At 71.0% G+C, this 20613-nt stretch carries 19 protein-coding genes; 10 read left to right on the top strand and 9 right to left on the bottom strand.

Going from position 1 to position 20613, the window contains the following annotated elements:
- Positions 1 to 54: 54 nt before the first annotated feature.
- The 3 genes from ACN28F_RS01125 to ACN28F_RS01115 all read right to left on the bottom strand — a co-directional run bounded on the left by ACN28F_RS01125 (position 55) and on the right by ACN28F_RS01115 (position 3005).
- Complete coding sequence (locus tag ACN28F_RS01125) at positions 55 to 849, bottom strand: GntR family transcriptional regulator (RefSeq protein ID WP_289206291.1); 795 nt, start codon at positions 847 to 849, stop codon at positions 55 to 57.
- A 180-nt stretch (positions 850 to 1029) separates the two neighbouring features.
- Positions 1030 to 2052, bottom strand: a complete 1023-nt coding sequence (locus tag ACN28F_RS01120) for a methyltransferase (RefSeq protein WP_289206290.1) — start codon at positions 2050 to 2052, stop codon at positions 1030 to 1032.
- A gap of 68 nt (positions 2053 to 2120) precedes the next feature.
- Positions 2121 to 3005, bottom strand: coding sequence for a PAC2 family protein (locus ACN28F_RS01115; protein ID WP_289206289.1), 885 nt, complete (start codon positions 3003 to 3005; stop codon positions 2121 to 2123).
- A gap of 267 nt (positions 3006 to 3272) precedes the next feature.
- Between ACN28F_RS01115 and ACN28F_RS01110 the strand changes: the two genes are divergently transcribed.
- Positions 3273 to 4028: a neutral zinc metallopeptidase gene (locus ACN28F_RS01110; RefSeq protein WP_421356833.1), complete on the top strand. Its 756-nt coding sequence runs from the start codon at positions 3273 to 3275 to the stop codon at positions 4026 to 4028.
- 105 nt (positions 4029 to 4133) lie between these two features.
- A complete protein-coding gene (locus ACN28F_RS01105; RefSeq protein ID WP_421356832.1) occupies positions 4134 to 4802 on the top strand; it encodes an HAD family hydrolase in 669 nt (222 codons plus the stop codon).
- Between the two features lie 85 nt (positions 4803 to 4887).
- Here the strand turns inward: ACN28F_RS01105 and ACN28F_RS01100 are convergent, their stop codons facing one another.
- From ACN28F_RS01100 to ACN28F_RS01080, 5 genes are all read right to left on the bottom strand, one after another.
- On the bottom strand, positions 4888 to 7434 hold the full coding sequence (locus tag ACN28F_RS01100) for an ABC transporter permease (RefSeq protein ID WP_421356831.1): 2547 nt from the start codon (positions 7432 to 7434) through the stop codon (positions 4888 to 4890).
- Positions 7434 to 8207: an ABC transporter ATP-binding protein gene (locus tag ACN28F_RS01095; protein WP_421356830.1), complete on the bottom strand. Its 774-nt coding sequence runs from the start codon at positions 8205 to 8207 to the stop codon at positions 7434 to 7436. Before ACN28F_RS01095 ends, ACN28F_RS01100 begins: the two co-directional genes overlap by 1 nt.
- 204 nt (positions 8208 to 8411) lie before the next feature.
- Positions 8412 to 9110 (bottom strand): response regulator, encoded by a 699-nt coding sequence (locus ACN28F_RS01090; protein ID WP_421356829.1) that lies wholly within the window; start codon positions 9108 to 9110, stop codon positions 8412 to 8414.
- Positions 9107 to 10444 carry a sensor histidine kinase gene (locus ACN28F_RS01085; protein WP_289206283.1) on the bottom strand — a complete coding sequence of 446 codons (1338 nt, stop codon included), beginning with the start codon at positions 10442 to 10444 and terminating at the stop codon, positions 9107 to 9109. The genes ACN28F_RS01090 and ACN28F_RS01085 overlap by 4 nt, the downstream gene beginning before the upstream one ends.
- A 28-nt stretch (positions 10445 to 10472) precedes the next feature.
- On the bottom strand, positions 10473 to 11438 hold the full coding sequence (locus ACN28F_RS01080) for a RecB family exonuclease (protein WP_289206282.1): 966 nt from the start codon (positions 11436 to 11438) through the stop codon (positions 10473 to 10475).
- A gap of 130 nt (positions 11439 to 11568) precedes the next feature.
- On the opposite strand from ACN28F_RS01080, the gene ACN28F_RS01075 reads away from it, so the two are divergent.
- From ACN28F_RS01075 to ACN28F_RS01065, 3 genes are read left to right on the top strand one after another with little or no spacing between them, the layout of a single operon-like run.
- Positions 11569 to 12753 (top strand): M50 family metallopeptidase, encoded by a 1185-nt coding sequence (locus tag ACN28F_RS01075; RefSeq protein ID WP_421361200.1) that lies wholly within the window; start codon positions 11569 to 11571, stop codon positions 12751 to 12753.
- Positions 12750 to 13733: a tRNA (adenine-N1)-methyltransferase gene (locus tag ACN28F_RS01070; protein WP_421356828.1), complete on the top strand. Its 984-nt coding sequence runs from the start codon at positions 12750 to 12752 to the stop codon at positions 13731 to 13733. The genes ACN28F_RS01075 and ACN28F_RS01070 overlap by 4 nt, the downstream gene beginning before the upstream one ends.
- A complete protein-coding gene (locus ACN28F_RS01065) occupies positions 13730 to 14296 on the top strand; it encodes a hypothetical protein (RefSeq protein ID WP_289206281.1) in 567 nt (188 codons plus the stop codon). Before ACN28F_RS01070 ends, ACN28F_RS01065 begins: the two co-directional genes overlap by 4 nt.
- Positions 14297 to 14338: 42 nt before the next feature.
- Here ACN28F_RS01065 and ACN28F_RS01060 read toward each other — a convergent pair whose 3' ends face one another.
- On the bottom strand, positions 14339 to 14668 hold the full coding sequence (locus tag ACN28F_RS01060; protein ID WP_289206280.1) for a ferredoxin: 330 nt from the start codon (positions 14666 to 14668) through the stop codon (positions 14339 to 14341).
- A 203-nt stretch (positions 14669 to 14871) separates the two neighbouring features.
- On the opposite strand from ACN28F_RS01060, the gene arc reads away from it, so the two are divergent.
- The 5 genes from arc (at position 14872) to prcA (ending at position 20568) form a co-directional block, all read left to right on the top strand.
- Positions 14872 to 16653 carry a proteasome ATPase gene (gene arc, locus ACN28F_RS01055; RefSeq protein WP_421356827.1) on the top strand — a complete coding sequence of 594 codons (1782 nt, stop codon included), beginning with the start codon at positions 14872 to 14874 and terminating at the stop codon, positions 16651 to 16653.
- A gap of 191 nt (positions 16654 to 16844) precedes the next feature.
- A complete protein-coding gene (dop, locus tag ACN28F_RS01050; RefSeq protein WP_353850453.1) occupies positions 16845 to 18362 on the top strand; it encodes a depupylase/deamidase Dop in 1518 nt (505 codons plus the stop codon).
- 94 nt (positions 18363 to 18456) lie between these two features.
- Positions 18457 to 18672 carry a ubiquitin-like protein Pup gene (locus ACN28F_RS01045; RefSeq protein WP_282227412.1) on the top strand — a complete coding sequence of 72 codons (216 nt, stop codon included), beginning with the start codon at positions 18457 to 18459 and terminating at the stop codon, positions 18670 to 18672.
- Positions 18673 to 18811: 139 nt separating this feature from the next.
- Positions 18812 to 19651: a proteasome subunit beta gene (prcB, locus tag ACN28F_RS01040; RefSeq protein ID WP_289206279.1), complete on the top strand. Its 840-nt coding sequence runs from the start codon at positions 18812 to 18814 to the stop codon at positions 19649 to 19651.
- 65 nt (positions 19652 to 19716) lie between these two features.
- Positions 19717 to 20568 (top strand): proteasome subunit alpha, encoded by an 852-nt coding sequence (gene prcA / locus ACN28F_RS01035; RefSeq protein ID WP_289206278.1) that lies wholly within the window; start codon positions 19717 to 19719, stop codon positions 20566 to 20568.
- Positions 20569 to 20613: the final 45 nt, after the last annotated feature.

Here is a 20613-nt window from a genome sequence, read left to right as displayed (position 1 = left end):
CACACGTGTCAATAGTTGGTATGGAAAACAAAGTACGGCGTAAGAAAACGCCGCTCAGCCGAGTACCAGACCCGGATCCGGGTCCGGATCGGGCACCGGCGCCGGCACCCGGTACTCCTCGGTCAGGGTGGTGACCGGCCCGGGCCAGGTGGCCTGAGCGACCTCGATCGGTCGACGTTCGGCGTCGTAGGCGACATGGAGCAGGTGCAGCACCGGGGTGTCCGGTCTGATCCGCAGGGTCTGCGCCTCGTCGCGGCTGGGCTGGCGCGCGGTGAGTACGTCGCGGGCCCAGGTGTACCGCCGGCCGGTCACCTCCTCGGCCTCCTGGTACAGCGGACGGCCGAACGGCTCGGCCCGGTCCAGGCTGGTGCCGGCCGCGTCGGCGACCCGGAACCAGGAGGCGCCGACCTCGACGGGGGAGTCGTCGGTACGGACCACGTGCCGGCGTACCACCAGTTCGGTGCCGTCCGCCACGCCGAAGGCGTCGGCGACCTCCGCCGGCGCGGGAGCCCGGCCGACCTCGGTCAGCTGTTGGCGGTAGCGGGCCGCCAGATCGGCGTGGTAGCCGCGCTGGCCGCCGTAGCGGCCCCGGGCGAGCCGGTTGAGTCGACGGCGGGTGCCACGGACGAAGGTGCCCGAGCCGGGCTTGGTGATCAGCAGGCCTTCGACGCGGAGCTGGTCCACGGTGCGCTGGACGGTCTGCTTGGCGACCCCGTACATCTCGGCGATGGCGGGAATCGCCGGCAGGCGTTCGCCGGGTGCCCAGTCGCCACGGCGGATGCGTTCGCGCAGTTGGTCGGCGATCTGACGGTGCGGAACCTCGGCGGCACCGGGGTTGACCTGTGGCATCGGCTGCTCCGTTCGACGGGGACCACCTAGCATCCTAGGATGACGAACGGGCTGTGTCCAGCCACACCGGACACCACCGACGAAGGCAACACGCCTCCGCCACCCCCGTCGAGTCCACCTGGGTCGGCACGTCCCGCGCGGCGCGCCCGATCCCGGGCGGGCGCCCGCCGGACGTCCCGGTCAGCGCTTGCGCGCGATGATGGCGCCGTTGGCACCCGGAGCGTCGAACGTCACGGTCCGAATCGACCCGAAGCCGGCGTCGGCCAGCCAGTCGGCGTACTCGGTCTCCGAGTAGTTGCGTCCACCGACTGTCTCCACCAGCATGTTCATCCCCATCAGGGCCGCCTCGGTCGGCCCGGTGCGGTCCGGGTTGAGCAGCAGCTCGGAAATGACGATCACGCCGCCGGACGGCAGCGCCCGGTGACAGCGGGCGAGCAGCGCCCGGTTGGTCGTCTCGTCCCAGTCGTGCAGGACCATGCTGAGCAGCATCACGTCGTGGCCATCCGGCAACGCGGGGTCGGCGAAGAAGTCACCGGCGATGGTGCCGATCCGGTCGCTCATGCCCGCCGCAGCCGCCTTGTCGGCCGCGATCGGCACCACATGGGGCAGGTCGTAGACGCTCGCGCGCAGGTCCGGGTAGCGACGGCACAGTTCGATCGGGTAAGCCCCGGAGCCACCGCCGAGGTCGAGCAACCGGTCGTGGGCACCGAAGTCGTACGCTTCGCCGAGCGCCCGCGCCGTGAAGATCGACGTCGCGTACATCGCCTCCCAGAACAGCTCGAGCATCTGCGGGTCGACATTGGAGAAGACCGACTCCTGGGTCTGCGGATCCCAGGTCAGTGGCCGGTCGGTGCGCAGCGCTTCGCCGATGCGGTGCCACGGCAGGTAGGTGCGCTCGTCGCAGTAGCGTACCTGTCCACCGAAGTAGTACGGCCGCCCGACCACCAGGAACTCCTCGGCGACGGGGGCGTTGCGGTATCCGTCACCACCGGGCTCCTTGACCAGCAGGCCGAGGGAAGCGCAGGCGGCCAGGAGGGTGTCCGCGGGTCGTTCGGCGAGCCCGTACTCGTCGCACAGTTGCGCGACGGTGATGCTCCGGCCATCGGCCAGCCGGGTGAACAGGTCCAGCTCGACTGCGGCGGCGAGGGTCTTGAAGCTCCAGAAACCGGTCACCAGACGCATAAGAGGGAGGGGGGTTAGCATCCGGACATTTTCCGGCAATGGGCCGTCCGGCTGACCGAGGTGTCAGTTAGCCGATAGAACCGGCGTGGTCAGCCGGACGGCCACTCACCTGATCCAGCTGTCGGGCCGGCCGATCCGCCTCGCCGTCGGAGGTACTTTTCGAACTCCTGGGCGATCTCGTCGCCGGTGAGCGGCTGGATCCCGGCGTCCCCGACGCGCTCCTCGAGCTCGCGCACGTACTCGCCCAGCTCGGCGTCCTGCTCGGCGGTGGTCCGCACCCGGGCCTCCCACTTCGCGGCCTCCTCCGCCATGTCGGCCATCGGCACGGGCAGGTCCAGCACCTCCTCGACCCGGTGCAGCAACGCGAGGGTGGCCTTGGGACAGGGCGGGTTGTTGGCGTAGTGCGGCACGTGCACCCAGAACGACACGGCGTCGACCTCGGCCCGACTGCAGGCGTCCTGCAGTACGCCGACGATCCCGGTCGGTCCGTCGTAGCGGGTCGGGATCAGCGCGAGTCGCTCGGCGGCCTCCTTGTCCGAGGCGGTGCCGCTGATCGGCAGCGGGCGGGTGTACGGCACGTCGGCGAGCAGCGCGCCCAGCAGCACCACCCGGTTGACTTCCAGGCTGTGGCACAACTCCAGCACCTGCTCGCAGAAGGTGCGCCAGCGCATGCTCGGCTCGATGCCCCGGATCAGGACGACGTCACGGTCGGTGCCCTGCGGACTGGCGACCATGAACCGGGTGGTGGGCCACTGGATCTGGCGGGTCTCCCCACCGGACATCGCGATGGTCGGCCGGCTGACCTGGAAGTCGTAGAACTCCTCGGGGTCCAGCGCGGCGATCTCGTGTGCCTGCCACACCTGCTCGAGATGCTCGACGGCGGCGGTGGAGGCGTCGGCGGCGTCGTTCCATCCTTCGAAGGCTGCGATCGCCACCGGCGATCGCAGCACCGGCAGGCCGTCGAACTCGGTCACGGTGCCTCCCCGACCCGGCGGCACCGGGGGGTGCCACCGGTGGTACGCACGGGCGGTCGACAGGTACTGGCGGAATCGTTGTCGAGCCTCACCCCGCCAGCCTACGTTGCGGCCGTCGGCTCGGCCCGGCGGCACGCGCCGGGCACCATCGGTGGTGGGTGAATGATCCCCACACCGCCGTGGCCCGTATTGCGCAACTGGGGCAGCATGGTGCTGGACGGGGCCGCGTGTGTCGTCATCTGACCGTGGCGGGAGAAGGAGCCGACGATGGAGCAGCCCGACGGACGTTCCTGGAGTCTTACCCGGGTGGCGGCACTGTGTGCCGCCCTCGTCGCGGCGGCGGCCTGCGCGGTCGCGCCCCTGCCGGACGGTCGGTCGGGGGAGGGGAACCAGCCGGCGGTGCCCGGTGGGGAACCGGCTGGCGACGACGGCCTGCTGGAGGGTACGGACACGGTCGAGGAGTTCGAGCAGGACATCGCGGGTGCCGAGGCGCTCGCCGACCGGTACTGGCAGCAGCGGTTCGCCGGGTTCGGTGCCACGTTCCGGCCGATCGGGCGGACCATCGCCTACTACCGCGACGGCGAGGTGTCCTGCGGCGAACAGTTGATTCCGCGCAACAACGCGGTCTACTGCCTCACCACCGCCTCGGAGTTCATCGCCTACGACGCCAACTGGGCGTACTCGGTGTTCCAGGCGGTAGGCGACTCGTTCCTGTTCTATCTGATCGGCCACGAGTACGCCCATGGCATCCAGGTCAGGCTGGAGCTGGAGTACTCGTTCAGCATCCAGCGGGAGCTCGCGGCGGACTGTCTGGCCGGGGCGTACCTGGGCGACTCGGTGCGCGACGGCACCCTGCAGCTCGACGACGGCGACCTGGACGAGTTCCAACGCGGGCTGGAGGCCGTCGCCGACGACCCGGACCAACCCTGGTTCGAGGAGGGTTCGCACGGCACCGCGGAGCAGCGGATCGCGGCCTTCTTCAAGGGCTACGACGGTTCACTGGCCGGTTGCGACCTGAGCTGACCTGGCGGGCACTGGCCGGGTGTCCGGGCCGACCTGGCAGGATCGGTGTGGGCGGCGAGTCGATCAGGAGGTCCTACCCTGAGCACCACCCGGACACCGGCGGCGGTGCTGTTCGACATGGACGGCACGCTGATCGACAGCGAGAAACTGTGGGACGTGGCGTTGACCGAGCTGGCCGTGCACTACAGCGGCCGGCTGTCCGACGAGGCGCGACTGACGATGGTCGGGTCGGACATGGCCACGACGATGCGGCTGTTGCACGACGACCTCGGTCAGCCGGAGCGGGATCCGCAGGTCGGTGCGGCCTGGTTGACGCACCGGGTGGCTGCCCTGTTCGCGGCCGGGGTCCAGTGGCGGCCCGGGGCGGCGGATCTGCTGCGGGCGGTACGCGCCGCCGGCCTGCCCACCGCGTTGGTGACCTCCACCGAGCGGGCCCTGGTGGAGGTGGCGCTGCACACGCTGGGCCGGGCCAACTTCGATGTCGTCGTCTGTGGTGACGAGGTGACCGCCACCAAGCCCGATCCGGCGCCGTACCTGTCCGCGGCGGCCGCGCTCGGCGTGCCGGCGCGGCGGTGTCTGGCGGTCGAGGACTCGCCGGCGGGTGTCGCCAGCGCCCGTGCCGCCGGCGCGGCGGTGCTCGCCGTGCCGGCGGACGTGTCGTTCGCGGTCGCCGCCGATGTCCGGGTCGTCGACAGTCTCGTCGGGATCACCGTGGCGGACCTGGCCGCGGTGTGTTCCGGTGACCGGGCCGTGCCACGGGTGGAGGTGGGCTGACCCGCCGCCGCCAGTGGGGACGACCGGCTAACCGGTCGTCCCCACTGCCCCCGTCGGCGGGCGGCCAGCCGCCCGTCGTGTGGTGTCACTCGTAGGCGATGGCCTGCAGCACGTTGAGCCGGGACGCCCGCCAGGCCGGCCACCACGCGGCGACCACTCCGGCCAGGGCGGCGGCCACCACGAATCCGGCCAGCTGCCCGTACGGGACGCTCACCACGGACAGTACGTCCTGGCTGCGCATCGCGTACGAGGCGGACAGGCCGAGCGCGACGCCCAGTCCGACGCCGAGCAGACAGCCGAAGACCGCCATCAGCAGCGATTCGACGCGGACCATCCGGCGGATCTGCCGCCGGCTCATCCCCACCGCTCGTAGCAGGCCCAGCTCGCGGGTTCGTTCGTAGATGCTCAGGACGAGCGTGTTGATGATTCCGATGAACGCCACCAGCACGGCCAGCGCCAGCAGGACGTAGAAGATGTTGAGCAGGATGTCGACCAGTTGGTTCTGCTGCTGTACGAAGCTCGACCGGTCGCCGACGGTCACCAGCGGGTAGTCGGCCATCAGCTCCTCGGTCTGGGCGACGATGCGTGCGACGTCGGCGTCCGGCGTGGTGGCGACGAACCCCTGGTACGCCAGCGGCCCGGCGAGGTACTGCACCTGTGACCGCGGCAGGATCAGGCCGGCGGTCAGCGCGGTGCGGTAGATCCCGACGATCTCGTAGGACCGTTCGCCGCCGCGCGGCATGTCGACGACGACGTCGTCGCCGAGCGCCCAGCCGTTGGTCTGCGCGGTGTTGACGTCCACCACCGCTTCGCCGTCGCCGGCGTCGAGGCGACCCTGTTCGATCTCGAAGGCGAACATCGACCCGGCCTGGGACAGGTCGGTGGCGGAGACGATCTGGTTGGGTCGCCCGTCGGCGGTGAGTACCGCGAGGTGGTAGGCGAGGGTGCCGGAAACCCCGTCGAGGTCGGCGACCTCGTCGAGTCGCTGCGGGTCGAAACCTTCCCGTCCGGTTGGCAACTGCTGACCGTTGGTCAGGATGATGATCTCCGCGCCGAGTCCGTTCTCGACCAGGTCGGTGGTGGTCGCCTTCAGCGACGCGCCGATCACGGCGATGGTGCTGACCAGGGTCACGCCGATCATCAGCGCGGCGGCGGTTACCGCCGTGCGGCGCGGGTTACGCAAAGTGTTGCGCCGCCCGAGCCCGCTGGCCGTACCCCAGCTGACCAGGCGTCCGACGGTGCCGGCGATCGGCCGGGTCAGGGCGGGGGACAGCAGCGCCACGCCGATCATCGACAGTAGGACGCCACCACCGAGGGCGATGGCGGTCACTCCGGGTACGCCGGCGAGCCCGAGGGCGAGCCCGACGGCGCCGATGGCGGTGACGACCGCGCCGGTGATGGTGAGCGCGGTCAACGACCGGTCCGGGCGTACCACGTCGCGCATCGCCGCGATGGGCGGCACCGACGAGGCACGGATCGCCGGCACCAACGCCGCGACGACGGTCATCAGGACGCCGACCAGGTACGAGGCGAGTACCGCCGTCGGCGAGACGATCAGTCCGCCGGCGGGCAGCGACAGGGCGCTGACCGCCACGTACTGCAGACCGGCGGCGACACCGACGCCGGCCGCGAGCCCGAGGGTGGCCGCGATCAGCCCGACGACCAGCGCCTCGATCAGCACCGTGGAGGTCACCTGGGTCCAGCTGGCCCCGAGGGCCCGCAGCAGGGCCAGCTCACGGGACCGCTGGGCGACCAGGATGTTGAACGTGTTGAAGATCAGGAACATGCCGACCAGCAGGGCGATCAGCGCGAACCCGAGGAAGAACCAGTTCACGAAGGTCAGCAGCTGGGTGAACTGGGAGGCCTGCTGGTCGGCGAGTTCCGCGCCGGTCACCGCCTCGAATCCGGTCGGTACCTCGGCGGCGACCAGGCGCTTGAGCTCGTTGTCGGCGATGCCGGCGTCGGCGGTCAGCTGCGCGGCGCCGAACACCCCGGTCTCGCCGTAGAACAGCTGCTGGGCCTGTGCCACGGTGAAGGCGACCAGGGTCTCCCCGCCGAGGGTGGCCCGGCCTCCGCTGTACTCCAGCAGACCGACCACCTCGTACTCGCTGGTCTCGTAGGTGCTCGAGACGTAGACCCGCAGCCGGTCGCCGACGGTGACGCCGGCCTGCTCGGCGGTGAGCCGGGTGAGCGCGACCTCGTCGTCGGCGGCTGGAACCCGTCCCTGGGCCACCTGCAGCAGCGCGTCGTCGTCGCCGGTGTCGGCCAGCCCGATGCCCAGCTGCGGGGCCTGGCTCGGCACCGCCTTGCCGTCGGCGGCCCGGAACGGGATCACCCCGGTGGCGCTGGCGTCGCCGGAGACCGAGGCCACGCCGGGCACGGCGGCGAGCCGGTCCAGGTCCGCCTCGGTCAGCAGCGGTGGTTGCGCCTGCTGACTGGCCGGGTCGGCGGCCTGCACCTGGACGGCGACGTCGGCGTTGACCGTCTGGAACAGCCGCTCGAAGCGGTCACTGAGGCTGTCGGTGAGCACGGTGGCGCTCGACACGAACAGCACCCCGAGGATGATCGCCACCCCGGACAGCACCAGCCGCAGCTTGCGTGAGAGCAGACTCTTCAGCGTGGCGCGCAGCATCAGACGTGCTCCTGCCCGGCCGGCACGGTGACGTCGAGGTTCTTCAGCCGGTCCAGGACCGCGTCGGCGGTCGGTGCGGTCAGCTCGGAGACGATCCGGCCGTCGGCGAGGAAGACGACACGGTCGGCGTACGAGGCGGCGACGGGGTCGTGGGTGACCATCACGATTGTCTGACCGTGGTCGCGCACCGAGTTGCGCAGGAAGCCCAGGACGTCGGCGCCGGCCCGGGAGTCGAGGTTGCCGGTGGGTTCGTCGGCGAAGACGACGTCGGGTCGGGCGACCAGCGCGCGGGCGCAGGCGACCCGTTGCTGTTGCCCGCCGGACAGCTGGGTGGGCCGGTGGTGCAGGCGGTCACGCAGGCCGACGGTGTCGATCACCGTGTCGTACCAGGCGGGGTCGGGCTTACGCCCGGCGATGGCCAGGGGGAGCAGGATGTTCTCCTGCGCGGTCAGGGTGGGCAGCAGGTTGAACTGCTGGAAGATGAAGCCGACCTTGTCGCGGCGTAGGCGGGTGAGGCCGTTGTCGTTCAGGCCGGTCACGGTGGTGTCGCCGATGGTGATGGTGCCGCGGGTGACGGAATCGAGTCCGGCGAGGCAGTGCATGAGGGTGGACTTGCCGGATCCGGAGGGGCCCATGATCGCCGTGAAGTGGCCGGCCTCGAGGTCGATGCTGACCCCGTGCAGGGCGATGACCTGTGCCTCGCCCGTGCCGTACACCTTCCACACGTCCGTCGCCCGGGCCGCTGGACCCGTCGCTGTCGTCATGTCGATCATCACTCCTACCGTTGCGGACTGTCATCTCACGGTAGGCGCGGACCGGGCCGGTTCCCTCGTGCCGGGGAAGGGTTCACCGCTCGGTCACGGCGCGACCGGCCCTCCCACCTGAGAAGGAGCTGAGCGCCGCCGACGTCCGCCCAGCGGCCGACGGCGACCCCCTGCGGGTGTCGCCGCCCGGCGTCGGCCCGCTGCCGGCGCGGCTCAGAGTCCGGGCCGGACCAGCCCGGACTCGTACGCCAGCACCACGGCCTGTACGCGGTCGCGGAGCCCGAGCTTGGTCAGCACATGCCCGACGTGGGTCTTGATCGTGGTCTCACTGATCGACAACGCGGCGGCGATCTCGGCGTTGGACAGCCCCTTGGCCATCTGGACGAGCACCTCCCGTTCCCGTTCGGTCAGCACGTCCACGGTCTTCGGCGGTGCCGCGTCCGGGTCGGGCAGGGTGAGCGCGAACTTGTCCAGCAGCCGGCGCAGGATCCGGGGGGCGACGACGGCCTCGCCGACGGCCACCGTACGGATCGCGGCCACCAGGTCCTCGGCGGGCACGTCCTTGGCGAGGAACCCGCTGGCGCCGGCCCGCAGCGCGCCGACCACGTACTCGTCGAGGTCGAACGTGGTCAGGATGAGCACCCGGACCGGTAGCCGGGCGTCCACGATCGCCCTGGTCGCGGCCACCCCGTCCATCCGGGGCATCCGGATGTCCATCAGCACCACGTCGGGCAGCAGCCGCCGGGCTAGGTCGACGGCTTCCGCGCCGTCCCCGGCCTCGCCCACGATGTCGAGGTCGTCCTCCGCGCCGAGCACCATCCGGAACCCGGTACGCAGCAGCGGCTGGTCGTCGGCGAGCAGGATCCGGACGGGACGGGCGGCGGACTGCGCGCCGGATGCGGGCTCGCTCACGGTGCTCCTTCTCGGTTCGCCGCGCCCAACTGCTCCATCGGCAGCTTGGCGTAGATGCGGAAGCCGCCGCCGGGTCGGGGACCGGTCCGCAGCGTGCCACCGTACAGGGCGACCCGCTCGCGCATGCCGACCAGACCGTGTCCCAACCGGGTCCGCTCCGGGGCGGGGCCCCGACCGGTGTCGAACACCTCGACGATCAGCCAGTAGATGCCGAAGCTGAGCCGTACCTCGGCGGTGGCCGGCGTGCCGGCGTGTTTCAGGGCGTTGGTGAGCGCCTCCTGCACGATCCGGTAGAGCGTCAACGTCACCCCCGGGTCGAGCTCGCCCGGTACCCCGTCGACCCGTAACGTCACCGGCAGGCCCGCCTCGCGTATCTGTTCGACAAGTGACTGGATGCCGCTGAGCCCGGGCTGGGGTGCCAGTTCGGCGCCGGCCGGTTCGGCGTCGGTACGCAGGACGTCGAGCAGTCGGCGCATCTCCCGCAGGGTGCTGCGGCTGGTCTCGGCGATCGTGCCGAGCGCCTCGTCGGCGGCGTCGGGGTCGCGGTGCAGCACCCGTCGTGCCCCGGTGGCGAGCACCCCCATCACGCTGACGTGGTGCGCCACCACGTCGTGCAGTTCGCGGGCGATGCGCCGCCGTTCGTCGGCGACGGCCTGCTCGGCGGCGACCCGCTGGTTGGCCTCGGCGACCCTGGCGCGTTCGGTCAGCGCCAGCGTCGAGGCGCGCCGGGCGTGCACCGCCCGGCCGATGAAGAAACTGACCAGCGCGGTGAGCCCGTTGATGAACACCAGGTACGGCCAGGACAGGTCGGGTGTCTGCGGATCCGGTAGCAGCAGGGCGTTGGCCGTCACGACCGGCAGCCACAGCATGGTCGTGGCGATCACGGCACCGCGCAGCGGTAGCCAGCACGCGGCGGTGTAGGTCATGATGATCAGCCCGAGCCCGATACCGGCGGGCTGGTGGCCGGTGGCCAGCGGAATCGCCAGGGTCGCGGCGCTGACCACGACCGCCGGCCAGACGAGCACCCGGCGGGCCGCGATCGGCACCGCGGCCAGGACGCCCCAGCCGACTATCGCCGGCCAGCCGAGACCGGCGTCGATCTCCGGTGGGCCGATCGCGGTGAGCGCCAGGTCGACCAGGACCATCGCCGCCGCCAGCAGCCCGTCGCGGGCCAGCAGCCCTGCGGCGGGTCCGGCCGGCCCCGCCGCCCGCGCACGGCGCCACCAGCGGTACGCCACACGGCGGACGACGGGCGTACCGGGCGTGGCGGGTGGCATGTCGCGACGGTAGCCGGTGACGTCGGACCGGTCCGCCCGCCACGGCGCGAACCTCACCTCCTCCTTCAGGAGGAGACGGCCCCTGTCAGGAGGAGACGGCCCCCGGGCCGGAGGGCGGCCCGCCCGGCACACCCGGGTCGGGGTACGGCGGCGGCGTCCCGCCGTACGACGGGCAGTACGCCTGGTAGCTGCACCAGTCGCAGAGCCGGCTGGGCTTGGGCCGGAAGTCACCGCTGCGGGTCGCCTGCAGGATCGCCCGCCACAGCGCCACGACGGTGCGTTCGAAGCGCAGCAGTTCCTCGGCGTCCGGCGTGTAGTCGCAGATCTCGGCGTCGCGCAGGTACACCAGGCGCAGCACCCGGGGGACCACCCCCCGGGTGCGCCACAGCACCAGCGCGTAGAACTTCAGCTGGAACAGCGCCCGGGACTCGAACGCCTCCCGGGGCGCGCCGCCGGTCTTGTAGTCGACCACCCGCAGGTCGCCGCTGGGCGAGACGTCGAGCCGGTCGATGTAGCCGCGGATCAGCAACTCGTCGTCGACCACAGCGTTGATCAGGGTCTCCCGCTCGGCCGGCTCCAGCCGACGGGGATCCTCGACGGTGAAGTACCCGTCCAGCAACCGGCGGGCGGCGGCGAGGAACGTCTCCTGTTGCGGGCCGACGGTGTGGCTTGCGTCGCCTGGTGCCTCCGGGCCGGTGTCCTCGCCGAGCGTGCCGGTCGTGGCCGGGTCGGCGAGGACACCGGCCAGTGCCGGATCCTCGGCGAGCAGCCGTTGCCACTGCGGTGCCACCAGATCGGCGGCGGCCTGCGGGGTCCGGTCCGGCGCGGGCAGGTCGAACAGCCGCTCCAGCACCGCGTGCACCAGCGTGCCGCGGGCCTGGTCGGCGGTGGGCCGTTCCGGCAGCCGGTCGATACTGCGGAAGCGGTACAGCAGCGGGCAGGTCTTGAAGTCGGCGGCACGCGACGGCGAGAGGGTGGCGTGCCGGGGATGTTCGGCCTCGGGTGCGCCGTCCGCGCCGATCGTCGTGCGCCGTACCGTTTCCGCTGTCATGGCAGGCAGGGTATGGCACGGGTGTGACGCCCCGGCCCGCGCCCGGGGCGTGGCGTCGGCCGGGGCGTGGGCCGACCAGAGGGGCAAACCGTGCGCGGCGGGCGACCGGGTGTTCCGTAGCATCGTGCTGATGGAGGAGACCGCGCAGCGACCTGACCGCCGTCCTGACCGGCGACCGGGGCTCAGCCTCGGCCGGGTACTGGGCTTTCCGGTCTACCTCAACGCGTCGGTGCTGCTGCTCGCGGTCCTGGTCACCGTCGTGTACGGCGAGTTCGTCCGCACCCAGCTCGACGTGCCGCCGCCGGTGCGGTACGCCGTGGGTCTGGGTTTCGTGGTCTGTCTGCTCGGCTCGGTCCTGCTGCACGAGCTGGGGCACGCGTTGACCGCCCGTCGGTACGGTATCGGGGTGCGCGGCATCACCCTGGAGATGCTCGGCGGATACACCGAGATGGACCGGGACGCGCCGACACCGAGGGTGGACCTGCTGGTGTCGCTGGCGGGTCCGGCGGTGTCGTTGCTGCTGGGCCTGGTGGCGGTGGTGGTCACCGTACTGCTGCCCGACCGTACCCTGATCGACCAGCTGGCGTTCCAGCTGGCGGTGGCGAACCTGCTGGTGGCCGCGTTCAACTCGCTGCCCGGGCTGCCCCTCGACGGTGGCCGGGCGCTGCGGGCGGCGGTCTGGGCGATGACCCGGGACCGGCACGTCGGCACCGAGGTGGCCGGCTGGGTGGGCCGGTTGGTGGCGGCGGTGACCGCCCTGGTGGTGGTGACCTTGACCGTGACGGGCCTGCTGTCGCCCTTCGGACTGATCTTCATGCTGCTGGTGTCGTTCACCCTCTGGCAGGGTGCCGGGCAGTCGATCCGGGTGGCCCGGATCGGCCGTCGGTTCCCGCTCGTCGACCTGGCGGCGTTGGCCCGTCCGATCTTCGCGGTGCCCAGCGGGACCTCGCTGGCCGAGGCCGAGCGTCGGGGCGCCGAGGCGTCCGGGTCGGGTCCGGTCGGCGCGGCGGATCGCGGTATGCCGGCGGTGGGTGTGGTGGACGCGGCCGGTCGGCTCGTGGCGTTGGTCGACCGGACGGCGGCGGCTGCGGTGCCCGCGCCGCGCCGGCCGTGGGTGGCGGTCGACACGGTGGCCCGCGGCGTGGACGGGCTGCCCCGGATCCCCGTCGGTCTCGACGGCGAGCAGGTGGTCCGTACCGTTCAGGAACGTCCGGGCGCGCAGTATCTGGTGACCCGGGACGATGAGGTGATCGGCGTCCTGCAGGTCGCCGATCTCGCCCAGTTGTTGGAGCCGAGCCGAAAGATGAATCCGTGACCCCTCCGCCGACCGCCGTGGCAACCGGCGCTGTCCCCACCACTCCGGTCTCTGCCCGGCGTGGCCCGTTCCAGCCCGGCGACCGGGTGCAGCTGACCGACCCGAAGGGTCGGATGCACACGATCACCCTGAGTCCGGGGCGGTCCTTCCACACCCATCGGGGCATCGTGGCGCACGACGACCTGATCGGGCTGCCGGACGGCAGTGTGGTGACGTCTGCGGGCGGCACCGCCTACCTGGCACTGCGGCCGCTGCTGGCCGACTACGTGCTGGGAATGCCGCGCGGTGCGCAGGTGATCTACCCGAAGGACGCCGCGCAGATCGTGGCGATGGGTGACGTGTTCCCAGGGGCGCGGGTGTTGGAGGCCGGTGCCGGCTCCGGCGCGTTGTCCTGTTCGTTGCTGCGGGCCGTCGGCGTCGACGGCGAGGTGCATTCGTACGAGATGCGACCGGACTTCGCCGACATCGCCCGGGCGAACGTCGAGGGGTTCTTCGGCGGTCCCCATCCGGCGTGGCGGTTGCACGTCGGGGACGTGGCGACCTGCCGGGAGGTGGGCTTCGACCGGATCATCCTGGACATGCTCAGCCCGTGGGAGCTGGTGGACCTGGTCTCCACCGCGCTGGTGCCCGGCGGGGTGTTCATCGGTTACGTCGCGACGACACCGCAGGTCAGTGAGCTGGTCGAGGCGTTGCGTGAGGTGGGCGGGTTCACCGAACCACGGGCCTGGGAGTCGCTGGTGCGCGACTGGCACGTCGACGGGCTCGCGGTGCGCCCGGACCACCGGATGATCGGGCACACCGCGTTTCTGGTGTCGGCCCGGCGGCTGGCCCCCGGGGTGACCGCGCCGCCGCGGCGGCGCAAGCCGAGCAAGGGCGCCGAGGCGTACGCGCTGCGTCGGCAGGACCGCACGGCGGCCCCACCGCCGGCGGTGTCCGGCACCGACGTGGTCGGGGAGTCGACCGGGGTGGAGCCGGAGTGAGTCGACCGTCGTTCGGTGGCGGCGAGCTGCCGGCCGTGTTCCCGGACTGGTCGCCGTACCTCGACCTGGACGCGGCCGCCCGTGCCTACCTGCGCGACCCGGACGTCGCCCTGGAAGCGTTGGGTGGGGTCCTGGCCGGGGCCGAGGTGCTGGCGTTCACCTTGGAACGGTTCGTCAACGAGGTCAACGGCGTCTGGCAGGAGGTGGCCGTCTGCGACGGCACCCGCGTCGTCCTCTGGCACGGTGAGGACGTACCGCCGGGTGACGGCCCGCCGGGCGCGATGACGTCGTCGTTGCGGGTGGTGCCGCTGTCGACGGTCACCGAGGTGGGGTGCCGGCGGCGGTTGACCCGGACGCCGACCGGGCAGGTCCGGGTGGACAGCGTCGACGTCTACCTGTTGCTGAGCTCACAGGACGAGTCCTCGCCGGAGGAGCAGACCGGGCCCCGGCACGACGCGTTGCGGTTCGGCAAGACCCTCGACGACGGCGGTTCCGGGCAGATCGCGCGGCTGGAGGAGTTCGCCCGGGTTGTCGCATCTGTCATCGGTCGTCCGTTGTTGTGATCCTGGCCGCGTCCGAACCCCGGTCAGGATCCTCGTCAGCTGTCAGCTGTCAGCCGCCGGACCGGCGACCTCGACCTGGTCGTCGGCGCGCACCACGTGGATGCACTCACCGGGGCAGTCCTTGGCCGCGTCGATGACGTCCAGCCGCAGGTGCGCCGGTACGGCGACCCGGGCGCCCTCGGCGACCTGCAGTTGCCCTTCGTCGTCCTTGACGTAGGCGAGCCCGTCGATGTCGAACTCGAACACGTCCCGGGCGTACTGCACGCAGAGCCCGTCGCCGGTGCAGAGGTCCTGGTCGACCCAGACCTGCAGGTGTGCGTCGGTCGGTGCCCCCGGTGCGTCGGTGGCCCGGATCTCGGCCGGGGTCGTCACGAGTGCCCTCCCTGGATGCTGACCATGGTCGCGCTCGACGGTACCCGACACGCCGGGTCGGCGGCACGCCAGCGCCCCTCCGGACCCCCGGTGACGTGAACAAAGCGATCAACGTTGTGGGACGACTGTGTTGCGTGGGTTCGAAACGTCCGGCAAACAGCTAGTGTTAGGGCAGTACGTTTTAGCCCCCGGGGAGGTGGGACGTGGCACGCAGCGACGACGCGGACTCGCGCGCCGCACGGTGGGAGAAGGAGGCCCACGATCTCTCCACCCAGGTCGCGTTTCTTCAAGAGGAACTCGCTCTGGTGCGGCGCAAGTTGACCGAAAGCCCCCGACACGTCCGGCAGCTCGAGGAACGGCTGGCGGCAGCGCAGGCGCAGCTGGCCCGACTGACCGAGAACAACGAACGGCTCGTGGCCACCCTCAAGGAGGCCCGCGCCCAGATCGTCACGCTCAAGGAGGAGATCGACCGGCTGGCGCAACCGCCCAGCGGGTACGGCGTCTTCCTGGCCCGACATGCCGACGGCACGGTGGACGTGTTCACCGGCGGCCGGAAGCTGCGGGTGGCGCTCTCTCCGTCGTTGGACGCCGACGAGCTCCAACGCGGACAGGAGGTCCTGCTCAACGACGCGCTCAACGTGGTCGACGCGTTCGGTTACGAGCGGGTCGGCGAGGTGGTGATGCTCAAGGAGCTCCTCGACAACCCGACCGGCGAGGCGAGTGACCGTGCGCTGGTCATCTCGCATGCCGACGAGGAGCGGGTGGTCCATCTGGCGGAGACGCTGGTGGGCGCCGCGTTGCGGGCCGGTGACTCGTTGATGATCGAGCCCCGGTCGGCGTACGCCTACGAGCGCATCCCGAAGAGCGAGGTCGAGGAGCTGGTGCTGGAGGAGGTGCCGGACGTCGACTACACCGACATCGGTGGCCTGCACTCCCAGATCGAGCAGATCCGCGACGCGGTGGAGCTGCCGTTCCTGCACGCGGAGCTGTTCCGCGAGCACCAGTTGCGGCCGCCGAAGGGCATCCTGCTCTACGGTCCGCCGGGTTGCGGCAAGACGCTCATCGCCAAGGCGGTGGCCAACTCGCTGGCGAAGAAGATCGCCGAGCGGCGTGGCGAGGAGAAGCACACCAGCTTCTTCCTCAACATCAAGGGCCCGGAGCTGCTCAACAAGTACGTCGGCGAGACCGAGCGGCACATCCGGTTGATCTTCCAGCGGGCCCGGGAGAAGGCCGGCGAGGGCACTCCGGTGATCGTGTTCTTCGACGAGATGGACTCGGTCTTCCGGACCCGGGGCTCCGGGGTCTCCTCGGACGTGGAGAACACCATCGTCCCGCAGCTGCTCAGCGAGATCGACGGGGTCGAGGGCCTGGAGAACGTGATCGTGATCGGTGCCTCCAACCGGGAGGACATGATCGATCCGGCGATCCTGCGGCCCGGCCGGCTGGACGTCAAGATCAAGATCGAGCGTCCGGACGCCGAGGCGGCCAAGGACATCTTCTCCAAGTACATCCTCACCGGGTTGCCGCTGCACGCCGACGATCTCGTCGAGCACGGCAACGACCCGCAGGCCACCGTGTCGGCGATGATCGACGCCGTGGTGCTGCGGATGTACTCGGAGACCGACGAGAACCGCTTCCTGGAGGTCACCTACGCCAACGGCGACAAGGAGGTCCTGTACTTCAAGGACTTCAACTCCGGCGCGATGATCCAGAACATCGTCGACCGGGGCAAGAAGATGGCGATCAAGGAGTTCCTCACCTCGGGGCGCAAGGGGCTGCGGCTGCAGCATCTGCTCGACGCCTGCGTGGACGAGTTCCGGGAGAACGAGGACCTGCCGAACACCACCAACCCGGACGACTGGGCCCGGATCTCCGGCAAGAAGGGGGAGCGGATCGTCTACATCCGTACCCTCGTCTCCGGCGGCAAGGGGACCGAGGCCGGCCGGTCGATCGAGACGGCCAGCAACACAGGCCAGTACCTCTGAGGCACGACGGCGGTGGCCCGCACCCGGTCCGGGTGCGGGCCACCGCCGTCGTGCGGCTCCTACCGGCGTCCCTGGTGCCGGATGTCCCGATGCGCGGTCCGAGGAGCCGACAGGCACGCCGCGTCCGGATCCGCCCCCGCGCGGACTACGCTCGACCTGACCGGCACCAAGGGAAGCGATGAGGTAACGGCATGAGTGTGCGGCGGATCATGGGCACCGAGGTGGAGTACGGCATCTCCGTACCCGGCCAGCCCGGAGCCAACCCGATGGTGACCTCCTCGCAGGTGGTCAACGCCTACGGCGCCCGGCCCGAGTTGAACCGGGGCGGCCGGGCCCGGTGGGACTACGAGGAGGAGTCGCCGCTGCGTGACGCCCGCGGCTTCACGTACTCGGGTGCGGCGTACGACCCGGCCGAGGCGCTCGCCGACGAGGACCTGGGCCTGGCCAACGTGATCCTCACCAACGGTGCCCGGCTCTATGTCGACCACGCACACCCGGAGTACTCCACCCCCGAGGTGACCAACCCGCGTGACCTGGTCCGGTGGGACAAGGCGGGGGAGCGGGTGATGGCCGAGGCGGCCCGTCGCGCGGCGACCATCCCCGGCGCCCACCCGATCCAGCTGTACAAGAACAACACCGACAACAAGGGTGCCAGCTACGGCGCGCACGAGAACTACCTGATGCGGCGGCAGACGCCGTTCGCCGACATCGTCGCGTATCTGACACCGTTCTTCGTCACCCGGCAGATCGTCTGCGGCGCGGGTCGGGTCGGCATCGGTCAGGACGGCGGGCACGCCGGGTTCCAGATCTCCCAGCGGGCCGACTTCTTCGAGGTCGAGGTCGGCCTGGAGACCACGCTGAAGCGGCCGATCATCAACACCCGCGACGAGCCGCACGCCGATGCGGACAAGTACCGCCGGCTGCACGTGATCATCGGTGACGCGAACCTGTCGGAGATCTCCACGTACCTCAAGGTCGGCACCACGTCGCTGATCCTGACCATGATCGAGGAGAAGGCGCTCGGCGCCGACCTCGGCATCGCCGATCCGGTCGCCGAGCTCAAGGCGGTCAGTCACGACCCGTCGCTGTCGCACCTGATGCGGCTGCGTGACGGGCGGCGGCTGACCGCGCTCGACCTGCAGTGGGCATTCTTCGAGCGGGTGAAGGCCTTTGTCGCCGACCGGTACGGCGACGACGTCGACGACGCCACGGCCGACGTGCTCGACCGGTGGGAGGACGTCCTGGACCGGCTCGGCCGCGACGTGCTGTCCTGCGCGTCCGACCTCGACTGGGTCGCGAAGTTGCGGCTGCTCGAGGGCTACCGGGAACGGGAAGGGCTGACCTGGGCGTCGCCGAAGCTGCAACTGGTCGATCTGCAGTACGCCGACGTCCGACCGGAGAAGGGCCTCTACCACCGACTGGTCAGCCGGGGCGCGATGCGGACCCTGCTCGACGACGCCGAGACCCGCAGCGCCATGGTCGAACCGCCGGAGGACACCCGGGCCTACTTCCGGGGCCGCTGCCTGGCCCAGTACGCCTCGGAGGTCGTCGCGGCCAGCTGGGATTCGGTCATCTTCGACGTCGGTCGCGAGTCGCTGGTCCGGGTGCCGATGATGGAACCCGAGCGGGGTACCCGGGCACATGTCGGTGCACTGTTCGACCGCTGCGCCAGCGCGAAGGACCTGCTGGAAGCGCTCACCAACAGTTGACGTCGCCGCGCTGGCGGCGGGGCGCGCGGTCACCTCGCCCGCCGCCGCCGTCGCGAGGTAAGTTTCACTCAGGCGATCGTTGAGGAGGCACCTGATGGCTACCCGTGACAACGCAGGGCAGTCCCAGTCCGGCAAGACCCGCCGGGCCGAGGAGGTCGACGAGGCGGTCACCGAGGTCGACCCCGAGGTCGCACAGCGGCACGCGGAGATCACCGAGGACGTCGACGACCTGCTCGACGAGATCGACTCGGTCCTCGAGGAGAACGCCGAGGAGTTCGTCCGGGGGTACGTCCAGAAGGGCGGCCAGTAGCCGCCGCGCCCAGCGGGTGATGATCGCGCCCGCCGGGCGCGCACGCTAGTCTGCTTCAACCACACGGCGGCCCTCGACCGGTCGGATGGCTGTGACAGCTGGCTGGTCGAGGCGTTCACGTTCTGCAGAGAGGGACCACGTGGCAGCGGGATTCGATCCATCCGGGCGCCTACCGGACGTGTTCACCAACGCGGGGACGTCCTCCTTCACCCAGTTCCTGGCGATGGCCGCACCCGAGCTGCTGCCGGGGCGCCGCCCGCTGCCGCCCGGGCTCAGTGCCGACGTCGCGCCGCACGCCACCACGATCGTCACCCTCGTCACCGCCGACGGTGTCGTGATGGCCGGTGACCGGCGGGCGACGATGGGCAACCTGATCGCCAACCGGGACATCGAGAAGGTGCATCCGGCCGACGCGTACTCGCTGATCGGCATCGCCGGCACGGCCGGCATCGGCATCGAGCTGATGCGGCTGTTCCAGGTCGAGCTGGAGCACTACGAGAAGATGGAGGGCGCGGTCCTCTCCCTCGACGGAAAGGCGAACCGCCTCGCCTCGATGATCCGCAACAATCTCGGGGCCGCCCTGCAGGGCCTGGCAGTGGTGCCGCTGTTCGCCGGCTACGACCTGGCCGCCACCGACCCCGCCACGGCGGGCCGGATCTTCAGCTTCGACGTGACCGGCGGCCCGTACGAGACGACCGGCTACGACGCGATCGGTTCAGGTTCGCTGTTCGCCAAGGCCGCGTTGAAGAAGCGCTACCGGTCCGGGCTCAGCAGCGCCGAGGCGGTCCGGCTCGCGGTCGAGGCACTCTACGACGCCGCCGACGACGACACCGCCACCGGCGGCCCGGACCTCACCCGCCGGATCTTCCCGGTGGTGATGACCGCGACCGCCGAGGGCACTCATCGGCTCACCGACGCGGAGTCCGCCGAGATCGCTGAGGCCGTCGTCGCCGCGCGTACCGAGAATCCCGGCGGCTGAGCGGTCCACCACCGACCGTCGCGTCCGCTGTCGTCGATCCACCTGGCCGAAGGAGAGCCGCCGCCGTGGCAATGCAGTTCTACGCCTCGCCCGAGCAGATCATGCGGGACCGTTCCGAGCTGGCCCGCAAGGGCATCGCCCGGGGCCGCAGCGCACTCGTGCTCAGCTACGAGGGCGGGGTCCTCTTCGTCGCGGAGAACCTGTCCAGCGCGCTGCACAAGGTGAGTGAGATCTACGACCGGATCGGGTTCGCCGCGGTCGGCCGCTACAACGAGTTCGAGAACCTGCGGCGGGCCGGGGTGCGGATGGCCGACCTCAACGGCCTGAGCTACGACCGGCGCGATGTCACCGGGCTGGCGCTCGCCAACGCGTACGCGCAGACCCTCGGTGCCATCTTCACCGAGCAGTCCAAGCCGTTCGAGGTCGAGATCTGCGTCGCCGAGGTGGGCCTGGAGCCGGCGGCGGACGAGATCTACCGGCTTACCTACGACGGCTCGGTGACCGACGAGCCCGGCTGCATGGCGATGGGTGGGCACGCCGAGGCGATCACCGGCACGCTGCGGGCGGACCATCGGGCGGACATGCCGCTGGCTGACGCGATCTCGCTCGCGGTGCGTTCGCTCGCTGGCGTCGGCGCGGAGAACGGCACGACCCGTAGCCTTGCCGCCAATCAACTCGAGGTGGCGGTGCTCGACCGGCGTCGTCGTGGGCGGACGTTCCGGCGGGTGACCGGTGCCGCGCTCACCGCGCTGCTCGACGGCGAAACGACCGCCGACCCGGCGTCGGACGACGACGAGGCGGCGAGCCGGACGGACGGCCCGCGGCTGCCCGGGTCCGCAGCGGACAAGCCGACCTCGTCGGCGGCCTCCGCCGACCTGGAGGACACGGCGGGGTCCGCCGACACCGACCAGGACTGACGCCGATCACGCGGGTCGGCGACGGCACGCCGAGCAGCCGTCGCC

It is taken from the genome of Solwaraspora sp. WMMA2101, assembly GCF_049179175.1.
In the GTDB taxonomy this organism is placed as follows: domain Bacteria; phylum Actinomycetota; class Actinomycetes; order Mycobacteriales; family Micromonosporaceae; genus Micromonospora_E.
The sequence above is the reverse complement of the archived record's forward strand: the minus strand, read 5'-3'. Positions and strand labels throughout refer to the sequence as shown.